Source organism: Cellulosimicrobium sp. 72-3, from assembly GCF_013127315.1.
GTDB classification, from domain to species: Bacteria; Actinomycetota; Actinomycetes; order Actinomycetales; family Cellulomonadaceae; genus Cellulosimicrobium; species Cellulosimicrobium funkei.
Genome location: NZ_CP053419.1, coordinates 1730108 through 1745501, shown reverse-complemented (window position 1 = coordinate 1745501; position 15394 = coordinate 1730108). Strand labels below are relative to the sequence as shown.

Genomic DNA, 15394 nt, shown 5'->3' with positions numbered 1-15394 from the left:
GAGACCGGTCCGACGCCGGTCGCGGAGGCTACGCCTCGACGACGACCGGGACGATCATCGGACGACGGCGCAGGCGGTTGGAGACCCACCGGCCGATGACGCGGCGCATGACCTGCTGGAGCTGGTGCGTGTCCGTCGCGCCGCCGGCGATCGCGTCCTCGAGCGCCTTGACGACCTCGGGCTGGATGTCCTGGAACACCTTGTCGTCCTCGGCGAACCCGCGCGCGAGGATCTGCGGCCCCGCGAGGACCTTGCCCGTCGCGGAGTCGACGACGGCGAACACGGAGACGAAGCCCTCCTCGCCGAGGATGCGGCGGTCCTTGAGCTCGGCGTCCGTGATCTCGCCGACGCTCGACCCGTCGACGTACACGTACCCGCACGGCACGGCACCCACGACGGACGCGCGCCCGTCGACGAGGTCGACGACGACGCCGTCCTCGGCGAGCACGACGCGGTCGGCCGGCACGCCCGTGCGGACCGCGAGCGCCCCGTTGGCGACGAGGTGGCGGACCTCGCCGTGCACCGGCATGACGTTCTTGGGCTTGAGCACGTTGTAGCAGTAGAGGAGCTCGCCCGCGCTCGCGTGGCCGGACACGTGCACCTTGGCGTTGCCGCCGTGCACGACGCGCGCGCCGAGGCGCGTGAGGCCGTTGATGATGCGGAAGACGGCGTTCTCGTTGCCCGGAATGAGCGACGACGCGAGGATGACGGTGTCGCCGTGGCCGACCTGGACCTTGTGGTCGCCGTTCGCCATGCGCGACAGGGCGGCCATGGGCTCGCCCTGCGACCCCGTGCACATGAGCACGATCTCGTCGTCGCGCAGCGAGTCGACCTTCTTGAGGTCGATGAGCACGCCCTCGGGCACGTGGAGGTACCCGAGCTCGGACGCGATCGTCATGTTGCGGACCATCGAGCGCCCGACGAGCGCGACGCGGCGGCCGTGGTGGTGCGCGGCGTTGAGGACCTGCTGCACGCGGTGCACGTGCGACGAGAACGACGCGACGATGATGCGCTTCTCGGAGGCGGCGAAGACGTTGTCGAGCACCGGGCCGATCTCGACCTCGGGCGTGACGAACCCGGGCACCTCGGCGTTGGTCGAGTCGACCATGAACAGGTCGACGCCCTGCTCGCCCAGGCGCGCGAACGCGCGCAGGTCGGTGATGCGCCCGTCGAGCGGGAGCTGGTCCATCTTGAAGTCGCCCGTGTGCAGCACGGTCCCGGCGCCGGTCGTCACCGCGACCGCGAGCGCGTCGGGGATCGAGTGGTTCACGGCGACGAACTCGCAGCGGAACACGCCGAGCTGCTCGACCTGCCCCTCCTTGACCGCGAGGGTCACGGGCGAGATGCGGTGCTCCTTGAGCTTCGCCTCGACGAACGCGAGCGTGAGCTGCGACCCGACGAGCGGGATGTCGCGGCGCAGGCGCAGCAGGTACGGCACGGCGCCGATGTGGTCCTCGTGGCCGTGCGTGAGGACGATCGCCTCGATGTCGTCCAGCCGGTCCGCGATGTAGTCGAAGTCCGGGAGGATGAGGTCGACGCCGGGCTGGTTGTCCTCGGGGAAGAGGACGCCGCAGTCGATGACGAGCAGGCGCCCGTCGTACTCGAGGACGGCCATGTTGCGGCCGACCTCACCGAGACCGCCGAGGGCGACGATGCGCAGCCCTCCGGCGGGGAGCTCGGGAGGCAGGGAGAGTTCGGGGTGGGGATGGCTCACGGGGCCTCCTGTCGTGGCTGAGCCGAGGGTTTCGAGGGCTCCTGCCCTCGCTAGTTCGTGGGTGCGGCAGCGCCTGCCGCGGTGGTCGCGCCCGCGAGCACGCCCGCGGCGGCGAGGGCGTCGCGCACGAGCGCGACGTCGTCCTCGGTCGCCGCGACGTTCGGCAGGCGCAGGAAACGGTTGTCGGTGACGCCGAGCAGCTCGACGGCGGCCTTGGCCATGACGGCCTGGAAGCCGGCACCGTTGAGCGCGTCGATGACGGGCGTCGTGGTGAGGAAGACCTCGAGCGCGCCCGCCGGGTCGCCGGCGTCGAAGCGGCGCACGACCTCCGCGAACTGCGGCGCGACGGCGTGCGCCGACACGGAGACGATACCCGCGGCGCCGTGCGCGAGGAACGGTAGCAGCAGCCCGTCGTCGCCGCTGTAGAAGGCGAGGCCCGTCGAGGCGGCGAGCTTCGCGGCGGCGTAGACGTCGCCCGTCGCGTCCTTGGTCGCCACGACCCGCTCGTGCGCCGCGAGGCGCGCGTACGTGTCGGGGGCGATGCGCACCCCGGTGCGGCCGGGGACGTCGTACAGCATGACGGGGAGGTCGGCCGCCTCGGCGATCGCGACGACGTGGCGGTAGACGCCCTCCTGGCCGGGGCGCGAGTAGTACGGGGTGACGACGAGGAGCCCGTCCGCCCCCGCCTCGGCGGCCTGCTCGGCCATGCGCAGCGCGTGGTCGGTGTCGTTGGACCCGGCGCCCGCGAGGACCGCCGCGCGGTCGCCGACCGCCTCGACGACGGCGCGCACGAGGTCCTGCTTCTCGGGAGCGTGGGTCGTGGGCGACTCGCCCGTCGTGCCGCTCAGCACGAGGCCGTCGTTCCCGTCGTCCACCAGGCGCTTCGCGAGCCGGGCCGACGCCTCGAGGTCGACGGCGCCGTCGGGCGTCATCGGGGTGACCATGGCCGTGAGGACGGCACCGAACGGGCGCGCGGGGGTGGCGGGAAGGACCATGTGCACAAACTACCGTGCGGCGGGTCGTCGCACCGCGCCCGTCCGGCAGGGACCGGGCGGCGCCCGGGGCGCGGGCCCGACGCCCCGCACCGCTCGCCCGGGTGCGTCCCCGCGACCCCCAGGGCGATACTCGGAGCATGTCCCGCCCCGCCTCGACGTCGAACCTCTCCCCCGCGCTCGTCGCCCACGTGCCCACCGGGCTGCTCGTGGACGGCCACTGGGGTCCTGCCGAGGGCGGGCGGACCTTCGAGGTCGAGGACCCGGCGACCGAGGAGTCGCTGTTCGACGTCGCGGACGCGAGCCCGGCGGACGCGCTGCGCGCGCTCGACGCCGCGCACCGTGCGGCGCCCGCGTGGCGCGCGACGCCCCCGCGCGAGCGGGGCGAGGTGCTGCGCGCCGTCTACGACCGGGTCGTCGCGCGGGCCGACGACGTGGCCGCGCTCATCACGGCCGAGTGCGGCAAGCCGCTCGCCGAGGCGCGCGCCGAGGTGCTCTACGGCGCCGACTTCCTGCGCTGGTACGCGGAGCAGGCGGTCCGCGCCGACGGGCTCGCGCGGACCGCGCCCGCGGGCGGCAACCGCCAGCTCGTCTTCCGCCGGCCCGTGGGCCCCGCCCTGCTCGTCACGCCGTGGAACTTCCCGATCGCCATGGCGACGCGCAAGATCGGCCCGGCGCTGGCCGCCGGGTGCACGGTCGTCGTCAAGCCCGCGCGGCTCACCCCGCTCACGACCGCGCTCGTGGCCGAGGTGATCCGCTCCGAGCTCGCCGACCGCGGGCTGCCGACCGGCGTGGTCAACGTCGTCCCGTCGTCGCGCGCCGCCGACGTCACCGAGCCGCTCCTCGCCGACGAGCGCCTGCGCAAGCTGTCGTTCACCGGCTCGACGCCCGTCGGGCGCACGCTCCTCGAGAAGGCGTCCGCCCAGGTGCTGCGCACCTCGATGGAGCTCGGCGGCAACGCCCCGTTCCTCGTGTTCGCGGACGCCGACCTCGACGCGGCGGTCGAGGGCGCCGTCGTCGCGAAGCTCCGCAACGCGGGGCAGTCCTGCGTGGCGGCGAACCGCTTCCTCGTGCACGACGCCGTCGCGCGGGAGTTCTCCCAGCGCCTCGCCGCCGCGTTCGCGGAGCTGCGGGTCGGGCCGGGCGCCCAGGACGGGACGCAGGTCGGCCCGCTCATCGAGGCGAAGGCCGTCGACAAGGTCGCCGAGCTCGTCGACGCGGCCGTCGACGGCGGGGCCCAGGTGCTCACCGGCGCGGAGCGGCCCCGCTCCCCCGGGTACTTCTACTCCCCCACCGTCCTGTCGGGCGTCGACCCGGACGCGCGCGTCGTCACCGAGGAGATCTTCGGCCCGGTGGCCCCCGTCGTCGCGTTCGGCGACGACGACGAGGGCATCGCGCTCGCGAACGCGACCGAGTACGGGCTCGCCGCCTACGCGTACACGACGTCGCTCGACCGGGCCGTGCGCGTCTCCGAGGAGGTCGAGGCCGGCATGATCGGCGTCAACCGCGGCCTCGTGTCCGACGCGAGCGCCCCGTTCGGCGGGCTCAAGCAGTCCGGCCTCGGTCGCGAGGGCGGCGAGGCCGGCCTCGAGGAGTACCTGGAGACGGTCTACGTCGCCCTCTGACGTCGCCCCCTCTCTCCGCCGCCGCCGCCGAGCACGGGGTCACGGACCGGGATCCGACGATCCCGGTCGCCGTCCCCGTGCTCGACGGGCGGCTAAGCCACTCTCGCCACCGGCAGGGCGGGCGGGCCTGCTGAGCCCTCACGCGGCGTTGGTACCCTGACGCCCCGGTGACGACCGGTGACAGGTGCCCCGCGCCGGACGGTCGTCGCCGTCCGCCGTCACCGACTCCCGGAGAGCCCACGCCCGTGCCCTCGACGCCCGCGTTGACCACCAGCCCGAACGTCCCCTCGCCCAGCGCCCGCGTCACCACCGTCGGGTACATGATCTTCGCGTCGCGCTGGCTCCAGGCGCCGCTGTACTTCGGCCTCATCGTGGCCCAGGTGGTCTACGTGTGGCAGTTCCTCAAGGAGCTGTGGCTGCTCGTCGTGGGCGGCTTCACGGGCCGCGCGACGGATCACGCGACGCACGAGGTGGTCAGTTTCGGCGCCGAGGAGATCATGCTCGCGGTGCTCGGGCTCGTGGACGTCGTCATGATCTCCAACCTGCTCATCATGGTCATCGTGGGCGGCTACGAGACGTTCGTCTCGCGCATCCGGCTCGAGGGCCACCCCGACCAGCCCGAGTGGCTGAGCCACGTCAACGCGAACGTGCTCAAGACGAAGCTCGCGATGTCCATCGTCGGGATCTCGTCGATCCACCTGCTGCGCACGTTCATCGACAGCAGCCGGTACACGCCGACGCAGCTCATGTGGCAGACGCTCATCCACCTCGCGTTCGTCCTCTCGGCGCTCGCCCTCGCGCTCATCGACCGCATGTCCCTCACCGCGCACCAGCGCGCGGCGAACGCCGCCGCCGCGGGCGAGGGCCCGGCCGACCCGCACGCATGAGCCGGCCCGACGACGTCCCCCGCCCCCGCGCCGACCCCGCGCCCGAGGTGGCGCGGGCGGCCGCCGCGGACGTGCCGGACGTCGTCGGCGTGCCGGACGTCGAAGAGGTGCCGGACGCCGTCGAGCACGTGGCCGAGCAGGCCGTCGAGGACGAGGTCCGCGCCGCGGTCCGCCAGGCCGTGTCCGTGTCCGTCGCGACGGGCCTGTACGGCATCTCGTTCGGCGCGCTGTCGGTCGTCGCGGGCCTCGACGTCGCGCAGACCATGGCGCTGAGCCTGCTCATGTTCTCGGGCGGCTCGCAGTTCGCGCTCATCGGCGTGGTGGGCGCCGGGGGCGCGCCGGTCGCGGCGATCACCACGGCGGGCTTCCTGGGCGTCCGCAACGCGCTCTACGGCGCGCAGCTCGGCCCGCTGCTCGCGCTGCGCTCGTGGCACAAGGTCGTCGCGGCGCAGTTCACGATCGACGAGTCGACCGCCGTCGCGACCGCGCAACGGTCCCGGCGCGCCGTCCGGGCCGGGTTCTGGTGGACGGGCGTCGGCATCTTCGTCCTCTGGAACGCGATGACGCTCGTCGGGGCGCTCGCGGGCGACGCGCTGGGCGACCCCCGCGCGTGGGGGCTCGACGCCGCCGCGGCGGCCGCGTTCCTCGGCCTGCTGTGGCCGCGGCTCGCGACGCGCGCGATGCAGCTCACCGCGGCCGCGGCGGTGGTCGTCGCGGCGGCGCTCGTCCCGGTCGCACCGGGCGGCGTGCCGGTGCTCGCGGCGGCCGCGGTCGCCGTCGTCATCGGTCAGGTCGACGCGCGGCGCCGCCGGGCCGCCGACCGTGCGGGGACCGCGGCCGGTCCCCGCGGAGAGGAGCCCTCGTGACCTCAGCGACCGTCTGGGTCGTCGTGCTCACCGCGTCCGCGGTGTGCTTCGCCCTCAAGCTCGCCGGTCACCTCGTGCCCGAGCACTGGCTCGCCGACGAGCGCGTCGCGCGCACCGCCGCGCTCGTGACCGCCGCGCTCCTCGCGGCGCTCGTCACGGTGCAGACCGTCGGCGACGGGCAGGCCCTCGTCGTCGACGCGCGCCTGCCCGCGCTGGGCGTCGCGGCCGTCGCGCTCGCGCTGCGCACGCCGTTCATCGTCGTCGTGGTCCTCGCCGCGGTCACGGCCGCGGGCCTGCGAGCGCTCGGCTGGGGCTGAGTCCGTCCCGGCGCCCGGCCGGGTCTCGTAGGGTGAACCCGTGAGCCTCTTCCGCGAGACCGCCGACGTCTCCGTCCGCCCTGCCGTGCCCGGCGACGACGTCGCGATGACCGCGATCCAGGTCGGGGCGTGGCGCTCCTCGCACGCCGACGTGCTCGGCGACGACGTGCTCGACGCGCTCGACACCGTGCGGATGCGCGAGCAGTGGGCCGCCGCGATCTCCTCGCCGCCCGGTCCCGGCTTCGCGGTGCTCGTCGCGTGCGCGAGGGCCGACGTCGTGGGGTTCGCCGCGGTCGCGCCCGGCCAGGTCCTCGCGCTCGAGGTCGAGCCGCGCCACCAGCGCGGCGGGCATGGGTCGCGCCTGCTGGCGGCGGCGGTCGACCGGCTGCGGCGCGACGGCGCGGACGAGGTCGTCACGTGGGTCCTCGACGGCGACGCCGCGCGCGAGGCGTTCCTCGCCGGGTCCGGGCTCGGTCCCGACGGGCGCACCCGGACGCTCGCGACCGGGCTGCGGGACGTCGTCGAGCGGCGCTGGACGGCCGAGATCTGACGACCGCCGGACCTGCGTCACGCAGCCGTGACACGCCCGTGACCCGCCCGTCCGCGTGACCTGCGAGGATCGTCCGCCATGGGCATCCTCACCGACTACTTCGCCGCACCGGACGACGCACGGGCCGCGCTCGCCGCGCAGGCGGGACCGGCGTCCCCCGACCCGCTGACGACGCAGCCGGGCTTCGCGACCGTGGAGCTCCGGGGCATCGACCCGTTCGTCGTCCTCGGCACCCTGGCGAGCCTGCTCACCGACCGCCCGTACGCCGAGGTCACGGCGGACGCCCGCCACGGCTCGCTCGTCGCGACCGGAGGTGACGAGGGGCCGTGGGTGGTCTCCGTGACGGACGTGCTCGTGGGGGCGCTCGCCTCCGCGACGCCCGCCGCGCTCGACGAGGTCGCCGCGCGGTGGGCAGCGACGGAGGAGCTCGAGGGGTCGGACCCCGCGGGCCTCGCCGACGCGCTGCACCGGCTCGCGGCGCTGTGCGTCCGCGCCGACGACGCGGGGCACCGGCTCTACTGCTGGACGAGCCTGTGACGCGCGTGCCCGGGCGCCGTCAGGCCCGGCGACGCGCGCGGTAGAGCGCCGCGGCCTTGCGCAGCGCCTCCCGGGCCCGACGGCGGTCGCGCGCCGCGTCGTAGGCGAACGCGAGGTGGTACCACGCCTCCCAGCTCGTCGGGTCGGCGTCGACCGCGTCCCGGTACGGGCCGAAGGCCGCGTCGGCGGCGTCCCGGTCGATCCGGCCGCCCGGCGAGCGCGGCAGGTCGTCGACGGGCAGGCGGCCGCGGTCCGCGAGGTCGTCGGCCATGCGCTGCACGGTGCCGGCGAGCAGGAACTCGCGCCCGACGAGGCCGACCACGAGCAGCGGCAGCACGAGCACGCCGGCTCCGATCGCCATGGCCACGGGCTCGCCCGTGCGGATGAGGGCCGCGGACCGCCCCGCGACCTGCCACACGTAGAGCGCGAGCAGGAGCGTGACGAGGACCGCCCCGACGATCGCCTTCCACGGGCGCCCGGCGTGCGACCGCGCGCGCGAGCCGCCGTCCCCGGGCCCGGGGCCGTCCGGGCCGGTCGACCCGCCGGGCACGCTCACGCGAGGTCCAGCACGTTCTCGAGGCCGACGGTCAGCCCGGGCCGGCCCACGACCTCGCGCACCGCGAGCAGGACGCCCGGCATGAACGAGACCCGGTCGAACGAGTCCTGCCGGATGACGAGCTGCTCGCCCGTGTTGCCGAACAGGATCTCCTCGTGCGCGACGAGGCCGCGCAGCCGGACGGCGTGCACGCGCACGCCGTCGACGTCGGCGCCGCGCGCCTCCCAGCCCGTCTCGGTCGCGTCCGGGCCCGTCCCGAGACCGGCGTCGGCGCGCGCGGCGGCGATCGCCGCGGCGGTGTGCCGCGCGGTGCCGGACGGCGCGTCGACCTTGTCCGGGTGGTGGAGCTCGATCACCTCGGCCGACTCGAAGTACCGCGCGGCCTTGGCGGCGAACGTCATCGCGAGGACGGCGGACAGCCCGAAGTTGGGCGCGATGAGCACGCCGAGCCCCGGCGCGCCGGCCGCGGCGGCACGACCGAGGTGCGCGACGACGCGACCGCGGCTCTCCTCCGTCCAGCCCGTGGTCCCGACGACGGCGTGCACGCCCACGTCGATCAGCGCGTGGACGTTCGCCTCGGTCGCGGCCGGGACCGTGAAGTCGACGGCGACGTCCGCGCCGCCGAGCGTCGCGGCGGCGACCTCGTCGCCCGCGTCGAGGCGCGCGACGAGCTCGAGGTCCGCTGCGCCCTCGACGGCGGCGCAGACCGTCGCGCCCATGCGTCCGGCGGCGCCCAGGACGGCGACCCGCAGCGGGCGACCGGGCTCCCTGCCGGGGGCGGTCGGTGCGGGATCGGGCGCGGGGGTGCTCTGCTCGCTCACGCCCGTCACCCTATCGCCGCAGCGCGCGCCGACCGGTGCCGCGTCCGCCGCACCGAGCAGTGGGTCTGCCCACAGCACGACGGCGGCCGCTCTCCGCGAGGAGGACGGCCGCCGCGAGACGCCGTGGAGGCGGGGTCAGCCGCCGAACGGCCCGACGCGCACCACGGAGCGCGGGCGCGACGCGAGGTCGTCGGCGAGCTTCTGCACGTCGTCGGCCGTGACGGAGCGGATCGCGTCGAGCGACTCCTCGACGCTCAGGAGCTCGCCGTAGACGAGCTCGGCCTTGCCGAGCCGGCTCATGCGCGAGCCGGAGTCCTCGAGGCCGAGGACCATGCCGCCCGAGAGCTGGCCGATGCTGCGGTCGAGCTCCGCGCCGGTGATGCCGTCGGCCGCGAGGCGGTCGAGCTCGCTGTGCAGCAGCGCGGTCACCTCGTCGACCTTCGACGGCGCGCACCCGGCGTAGAGGCCGAACGTGCCGATGCCGCCGTGGCCGGACGCGAACGAGTAGGTCGAGTACGCGAGGCCGCGCCGCTCGCGGATCTCCTGGAAGAGCCGCGAGCTCATGCCGCCGCCGAGGACGGCGCTGAGCACGGAGAGCGTGAAGCGGCGGTCGTCCGTCGCGGCCAGACCGGTGCCGCCGATGACGACGTTCGCCTGCTCGACCGCGCGGTGGACCGACAGCTCGACGCTCGCGGCCCCGACGCCCGCCAGGGCGGGGTCCGCGGGGTCGCGCCGCGCGCGGGGTGCGCCCGACGCGTCGAGCGTCCAGCCGCCGTCGCGCAGCGCCGTGCCCACCTGGTCGACGAGCGTGTCGTGGTCGACGCCGCCCGCCGCCGCGACGACGAGCGTCTCGGGGCGGTAGTGCCAGCGGTAGTGCTCCCACACGGCGTCCCGGGGCACGGCGTTGATCGTGTCCGGGGTGCCGCCGATGGGCCGCCCGAGCGGGTGGCCGGCGAGGACCGCCGCGGCGAACTCCTCGTGCACGACGTCCGAGGGGTCGTCGTCGTTCATCGCGAGCTCCTCGAGGATCACGCCGCGCTCGGTCTCGAGCTCGTCGGGGTCCAGGCGCGCGGAGGTCACCATGTCGGTGATGACGTCGACCGCCATGGGGAGGTCGGCGTCGAGCACGCGCGCGTAATAGCACGTGTGCTCCTTGCCCGTCGCCGCGTTGGCCTCGCCGCCGACGGCGTCGAACGCCTCGGCGATGTCCATCGCGGAGCGGCGGGCCGTGCCCTTGAACAGCAGGTGCTCGAGGAAGTGCGTCGACCCGAAGTGGCCGTCGGTCTCGTCGCGCGAGCCGACGCCGACCCACGCGCCCACCGTCGCCGAGCGCAGGCCCGGCATCGACTCGGTGAGCACGCGGACCCCGCCGGGCAGGACGGAGCGACGGATCGTCGCGCCGTCCTGCCCGGCGGTCAACTCGGCCCCGGCGTCACCCGCCGGGACGAGCGGAAGGTCCCACGGCACGTCAGGCGTCCGCGTCCTCGGTCGCGGGAGCGTCGGCCGGAGCCTCGTCCTCGACCACGGCGTGCAGCGAGAGCTTGCCGCGCGGGTCGATCTCGCCGATCTCGACCTGGACCTTCTGGCCGATGGACAGCACGTCCTCGACGTTCTCGACGCGCTTGCCGCCCACGAGCTTGCGGATCTGGCTGATGTGCAGCAGACCGTCCTTGCCCGGGGAGAGCGAGATGAACGCGCCGAACGACGTCGTCTTGACGACGGTGCCGACGAAGCGCTCGCCGATCTCCGGGACGTGCGGGTTGGCGATCGCGTTGATCGCCGCGCGGGCGGCCTCGGCCGACGGGCCGTCGACGGCGCCGATGTACACGGTGCCGTCGTCCTCGATGGAGATGTCCGCGCCCGTCTCCTCCTGGATCTGGTTGATCATCTTGCCCTTGGGGCCGATGACCTCGCCGATCTTGTCGACCGGCACCTTCACGGAGATGACGCGCGGGGCGTTCGGGGACATCTCGTCGGGCACGTCGATGGCCTCGGCGAGCACGTCGAGGATCGTCAGGCGCGCGTCGCGCGCCTGGGTCAGCGCACCGGCGAGCACCGAGGCGGGGATGCCGTCGAGCTTGGTGTCGAGCTGGATGGCCGTGACGAACTCGCGCGTGCCGGCGACCTTGAAGTCCATGTCGCCGAACGCGTCCTCGGCACCGAGGATGTCGGTGAGCGCCGCGTAGCGGGTCTCACCGTCCACCGTGTCGGAGATGAGGCCCATCGCGATGCCCGCGACGGGGGCGCGCAGCGGCACGCCCGCGTTGAGGAGCGAGAGCGTCGAGGCGCACACGGAGCCCATGGACGTCGAGCCGTTGGAGCCGAGGGCCTCGGACACCTGGCGGATCGCGTAGGGGAACTCCTCGCGGCTCGGCAGCACCGGCACGAGCGCACGCTCGGCGAGCGCGCCGTGGCCGATCTCGCGGCGCTTCGGGCTGCCCACGCGGCCGGTCTCGCCGGTCGAGTAGGGCGGGAAGTTGTAGTTGTGCATGTAGCGCTTGCGCGTCTCCGGACCGAGCGAGTCGATCTGCTGCTCCATGCGGAGCATGTTCAGCGTGGTGACGCCCATGATCTGCGTCTCGCCACGCTCGAAGAGCGCGGAGCCGTGCACGCGCGGCAGCACCTCGACCTCGGCCGACAGGGTGCGGATGTCCGCGAGCCCACGACCGTCGATGCGCACGCCGTCGGTGAGCACGCGCTGGCGCACGAGCTTCTTCTGGAGCGCGCGGTACGCGGCGGAGAGCTCCTTCTCGCGGCCGTCGAACCCGGCCTGGAGCTTGCCCACCATCTCGTTCTTGATCTCGTCGAGACGGTTCTCGCGGTCCTGCTTGTCCGCGATGGCGAGCGCCTCGCGCAGGTCCGTCGCGACCTCGGCCTCGACCGCGGCGAACGCGTCGTCCTGGTAGTCCAGGAAGACCGGGTACTCCTTGACGGGCTTCGCGGCCTGCGCGGCGAGCGCCGACTGCGCGTCGCACAGCGCCTTGATGAACGGCTTGGCCGCCTCGATGCCCTCGGCGACGACCTCCTCGGTCGGCGCCGCCACGCCCTCGTCCTTGACGAGGCCCCAGGCGCCGTCGGTCGCCTCGGCCTCGATCATCGCGATCGCGACGTCGTCGCCGACGACGCGGCCGGCCACGACCATGTCGAAGACCGCGCGCTCCTTGTCGGAGTACTTGGGGAACGCGACCCACTGGCCGTCGACCAGCGCGATGCGGACCGCGCCGACCGGGCCGGAGAACGGCAGGCCGGAGATCTGGGTCGACGCCGAGGCGGCGTTGATCGCGAGCGTGTCGTACGCGTCGTCCGGGTGGAGCGCGAGGACCGTGATGACGACCTGGACCTCGTTGCGCAGGCCCTTGACGAAGAGCGGGCGCAGCGGGCGGTCGATGAGGCGGCACGCGAGGATCGCGTCCGTCGAGGGACGGCCCTCGCGGCGGAAGAACGAGCCGGGGATGCGGCCCGCGGCGTACATGCGCTCCTCGACGTCCACCGTCAGCGGGAAGAAGTCGAACTGCTCCTTGGGGTGCTTGCCGGCCGTCGTGGCCGACAGGAGCATGGTCTCGTCGTCGAGGTACGCGGCGACGGAGCCGGCGGCCTGACGGGCGAGGCGCCCGGTCTCGAACCGGACGGTGCGGGTGCCGAAGCGACCGTTGTCGATCGTGGCCTCGGCGAACTGGATCTCGGGACCCTCCACGGGTGCCCTCCCTTTCTCGAAGCGCCGCCCGGGTAGCCCTGTCGAGGGTTCCGGTCCGCGCCCCGGCGCGTGGCGCAGGGGCTCCGGTCGCACTCGACGCTCGGCGGTCTTCGATCGAGGTCCACGGCAATTCCCGCACCGCTCCGTCCGAGGACGGTGCCGTGGGGGTCCGTGAGCCACTACCGAGGACCGAACGAGAGGCCGGCGGCGCGGTGGGTGGTGTGCGGCTGGGTGGTGCTCAGCCGGGGTGTGACGGGTACATCACACCAGACCAGCCCGGTCCCCGCAGGGACCGGGCTGGCGGTGTCGTGTCAGCGACGCAGACCGAGGCGCTCGATGAGGCTCCGGTAGCGGTTGATGTCGACCTTCTGCAGGTAGCCGAGCAGGCGACGGCGCTGGCCGACGAGGAGGAGCAGACCACGACGGCTGTGGTGGTCGTGCTTGTGCTCCTTGAGGTGCTCGGTGAGGTCCTTGATGCGCTGCGTGAGGAGCGCGACCTGGACCTCGGGCGAACCGGTGTCGCCCTCGCTCGTCGCGTACTCGGTCATGATGCGCTGCTTCGTGGCAGTGTCGAGCGGCACGGTTCTCCTTCGGGTTCGTTGCGCGGTGCGCCGGGACGGATCTCCCGGGCTCTCTCTGTCCGCGGCCGGTCAGACGGCGCATCCACCCTACCAAACGGACGCGCCGTCGCCGGCCGCGGCCCCGCCCGCCCGGCCGGACCACGCGTCGTGTCTCAGGGGGCGCCGTCGTGCCCGGCCGTGCCGTCACCGCGGAACCGGCCCGCGGCGTCGGGCAGCACCCCGGCGAACCGGAGCAGGTCCGGCAGCGTGAGGACGAGCGACCCGTCCTCGAAATGCACGCCCTGCGCGGGCGTCCAGTGGTTGCTCGTGCGCACGTACGACGTGTCGTCCTGCCGCAGCAGGTACACGAACGTCTCCGCGAGCACGCGGCTGCCGACCTCGCCGAGGAAGCTGCCGTCGCCCTGGAGCTCGGCCTCCTTGAGGACGTAGTACCACAGCGGGGTGCCGCCGTGGTCGCCGTCCCGCAGGGCCGCGAGCGCCTGCTTCACGTCGTCGCTCGCCCGGTCCTCGAGCTGGGCCGGGGTGAGCGGGACGACCCCGAAGGCCGCCGCGACGGCCTCGCCCGTGGGCAGCGCGAGCATGTAGCCGCGCAGCAGGTTGCGCTGCGCGAGCTGCTTCTGGAGCGCGCTCGCGACGAGCTGGGCCGGCGTGTGCGCGGGCGGCTCGGGCGGCAGGTTCCCCTCCTTGACCATCGTGCCCAGGCTCGGCGCGAGGAACGTGTCGATCTTCTCGGCCGCGCGGAACGTCCGCGGGTCGCCCTTGTCGACGAACCGCGCCCACTCGATCGGCCAGTTGGACGGCAGGACGGGGGTGCCCTGCGGTCCCGGGCGCAGGCTGCCGCCGTTCCCCGTGAACTGGAAGAGCTGCGTCAGGCTCGCGTTCGCGGGCGGCGGGCCCGTGAAGTTGACGTTGAAGTCGTAGGAGTCGCGGATCATCGAGTGCCCGAACCGGAACGCCGCGACCGCGAACTCGAGCGGCATGGAGATCGGGTACCGGGGCCGGAAGAACGACGTGTCGCGCAGGAGCGTCGCGTCGAGCACGCCCGGCTTGGTGAGGGTGCGCAGGTAGTCGTTGACCACGAGCCACTGGTAGTGCCACCGCACGAGCTGGCTCGCGCGCTCGAACACGCCGCGCTCCCCGCCCGTGAGCCGGGTCCAGGGCTCGGCGTCGTCCACCCAGTCCACGACGGCGTTGTGGAACCGGATCATCGCGAGGTGGAGCTGGGCGACCACGAGGTTCTCGTCGTTGCGCCCGTCCGGGATCAGCGGCGCGCCGCCGTCGTCGCGCGGCAGGTCGCGCTGCGCGTCGTCGCCGGGCGCCACGAGCGAGAACGAGGGCCCGCCCGGGACGACGAGCGGCTCGGTGGAGATGCGGCCGAGCCGCAGCTTCGCCGAGCCCGGCACGTACGACGCCTCGCTGCGCGTCGTGCGGTACCCGCGCTCGCCCTCGAACCGCGGCCCGCTGCCGTACAGGGAGTCGAGGTTGAGCGCCGGGTGGCGCCCGTTGTGGAGCGAGCGCACCACGACCCACGGCGCGAACACCTGGAAGGGCACCGCGTCGACGTCGCCGAGCGCCTGGTCCCCGTCCCGGCCCGTCGTCGTGTCGGGGCCGTTGGTGTTGAGCGTGATGTCGTGGTCGATGAACTGGCCCCAGTACGTGTACACGGCCGGCACGTGGGAGTCGAGGCTGCGCGGCGGCTGCCCGGGCGGGGTGACGGGCCGGGCGACCATCGCCGCCCCGAGCGTCTTCAGCGCGGCGACGGTCGCGGCCGTCGCGCCGTTCCCGACCGGGAGGTGGAACCGCGGGAAGCGCTCCGCGAGCTGCGGGAACAGGTAGTCGAACGCGGTCGTGGAGTCGTACCGGTGGTGCTCGAGGTCTCGCGCCACCGCGGCCTCGGCCGCGGGCAGGAGCGGTGCGTCCGACTCCGCCGGGTCCACGTCCGCGTCGGTCGCGACCTCGTCGGGGACGACGGCCGACCCGTGCCCGACGCTGCGGACGGTCCGGCCGACCGGGGTGGACGCCTGGTCGACGGCGTCGGGTGCGACGTCGTCGACGACGGTCTCGGCGACGGGAGCCGCCGGTTGCTGCTGAGCCTCCATGGCTCTGCCCTCTCTGTCGGAGGTCTTCGTGCGGCCCGCGCGGCGGGCCGCCGGCGCCCCCGCGGGCGTGCGCGCGCGGGGACGGGTGCGACCGCCCCCGGGCCGCAGCCCGAGGCCCGCGCGGCCGCCTGGGCGCCGTGCACGACGGCGCCGCT

Annotated in this window: 14 protein-coding genes; 6 read left to right on the top strand and 8 right to left on the bottom strand. The window is 74.3% G+C overall.

Annotated elements, in window-relative coordinates:
• Positions 1-28 precede the first annotated feature (28 nt).
• Positions 29-1714, bottom strand: coding sequence for a ribonuclease J (locus tag HKK73_RS07880; RefSeq protein ID WP_034655491.1), 1686 nt, complete (start codon positions 1712-1714; stop codon positions 29-31).
• A 50-nt stretch (positions 1715-1764) separates the two neighbouring features.
• Positions 1765-2709: a 4-hydroxy-tetrahydrodipicolinate synthase gene (dapA, locus tag HKK73_RS07875; protein ID WP_171467771.1), complete on the bottom strand. Its 945-nt coding sequence runs from the start codon at positions 2707-2709 to the stop codon at positions 1765-1767.
• Positions 2710-2846: 137 nt separating this feature from the next.
• Between dapA and HKK73_RS07870 the strand changes: the two genes are divergently transcribed.
• From HKK73_RS07870 to HKK73_RS07845, 6 genes are all read left to right on the top strand, one after another.
• Positions 2847-4331 carry an NAD-dependent succinate-semialdehyde dehydrogenase gene (locus HKK73_RS07870; RefSeq protein ID WP_171467770.1) on the top strand — a complete coding sequence of 495 codons (1485 nt, stop codon included), beginning with the start codon at positions 2847-2849 and terminating at the stop codon, positions 4329-4331.
• Positions 4332-4576: 245 nt separating this feature from the next.
• Positions 4577-5218, top strand: a complete 642-nt coding sequence (locus HKK73_RS07865) for a TIGR00645 family protein (RefSeq protein WP_021483162.1) — start codon at positions 4577-4579, stop codon at positions 5216-5218.
• Complete coding sequence (locus tag HKK73_RS07860; protein WP_171467769.1) at positions 5215-6084, top strand: AzlC family ABC transporter permease; 870 nt, start codon at positions 5215-5217, stop codon at positions 6082-6084. The genes HKK73_RS07865 and HKK73_RS07860 overlap by 4 nt, the downstream gene beginning before the upstream one ends.
• Positions 6081-6401, top strand: a complete 321-nt coding sequence (locus HKK73_RS07855) for an AzlD domain-containing protein (RefSeq protein ID WP_171467768.1) — start codon at positions 6081-6083, stop codon at positions 6399-6401. Before HKK73_RS07860 ends, HKK73_RS07855 begins: the two co-directional genes overlap by 4 nt.
• A 40-nt stretch (positions 6402-6441) precedes the next feature.
• Positions 6442-6951: a GNAT family N-acetyltransferase gene (locus HKK73_RS07850; protein ID WP_171467767.1), complete on the top strand. Its 510-nt coding sequence runs from the start codon at positions 6442-6444 to the stop codon at positions 6949-6951.
• A 78-nt stretch (positions 6952-7029) separates the two neighbouring features.
• Complete coding sequence (locus tag HKK73_RS07845) at positions 7030-7488, top strand: hypothetical protein (protein ID WP_171467766.1); 459 nt, start codon at positions 7030-7032, stop codon at positions 7486-7488.
• 19 nt (positions 7489-7507) lie between these two features.
• Here HKK73_RS07845 and HKK73_RS07840 read toward each other — a convergent pair whose 3' ends face one another.
• From HKK73_RS07840 to HKK73_RS07815, 6 genes are all read right to left on the bottom strand, one after another.
• On the bottom strand, positions 7508-7948 hold the full coding sequence (locus HKK73_RS07840; RefSeq protein ID WP_043658092.1) for a hypothetical protein: 441 nt from the start codon (positions 7946-7948) through the stop codon (positions 7508-7510).
• A 92-nt stretch (positions 7949-8040) separates the two neighbouring features.
• Positions 8041-8796 carry a 4-hydroxy-tetrahydrodipicolinate reductase gene (dapB, locus tag HKK73_RS07835; protein ID WP_256380373.1) on the bottom strand — a complete coding sequence of 252 codons (756 nt, stop codon included), beginning with the start codon at positions 8794-8796 and terminating at the stop codon, positions 8041-8043.
• A gap of 204 nt (positions 8797-9000) precedes the next feature.
• Positions 9001-10332 (bottom strand): pitrilysin family protein, encoded by a 1332-nt coding sequence (locus HKK73_RS07830; RefSeq protein WP_171467764.1) that lies wholly within the window; start codon positions 10330-10332, stop codon positions 9001-9003.
• 1 nt (position 10333) lies between these two features.
• Complete coding sequence (locus HKK73_RS07825) at positions 10334-12559, bottom strand: polyribonucleotide nucleotidyltransferase (protein WP_021479898.1); 2226 nt, start codon at positions 12557-12559, stop codon at positions 10334-10336.
• A gap of 311 nt (positions 12560-12870) precedes the next feature.
• The gene (rpsO, locus tag HKK73_RS07820) at positions 12871-13140 is read right to left on the bottom strand and encodes a 30S ribosomal protein S15 (protein ID WP_021479897.1); all 270 of its coding nucleotides are present in this window, start codon (positions 13138-13140) and stop codon (positions 12871-12873) included.
• 152 nt (positions 13141-13292) lie between these two features.
• The gene (locus HKK73_RS07815; protein WP_171467763.1) at positions 13293-15239 is read right to left on the bottom strand and encodes a heme peroxidase family protein; all 1947 of its coding nucleotides are present in this window, start codon (positions 15237-15239) and stop codon (positions 13293-13295) included.
• Between the last annotated feature and the right edge of the window lie 155 nt (positions 15240-15394).

Excerpts from the sequence above, each read along its gene's own strand:
- dapA (WP_171467771.1), bottom strand. The coding sequence starts at position 2,709 with ATGGTCCTTCCCGCCACCCCCGCGCGCCCGTTCGGTGCCGTCCTCACG.
- HKK73_RS07870 (WP_171467770.1), top strand. The coding sequence starts at position 2,847 with ATGTCCCGCCCCGCCTCGACGTCGAACCTCTCCCCCGCGCTCGTCGCC.
- HKK73_RS07860 (WP_171467769.1), top strand. The coding sequence starts at position 5,215 with ATGAGCCGGCCCGACGACGTCCCCCGCCCCCGCGCCGACCCCGCGCCC.
- HKK73_RS07845 (WP_171467766.1), top strand. The coding sequence starts at position 7,030 with ATGGGCATCCTCACCGACTACTTCGCCGCACCGGACGACGCACGGGCC.
- HKK73_RS07815 (WP_171467763.1), bottom strand. The coding sequence starts at position 15,239 with ATGGAGGCTCAGCAGCAACCGGCGGCTCCCGTCGCCGAGACCGTCGTC.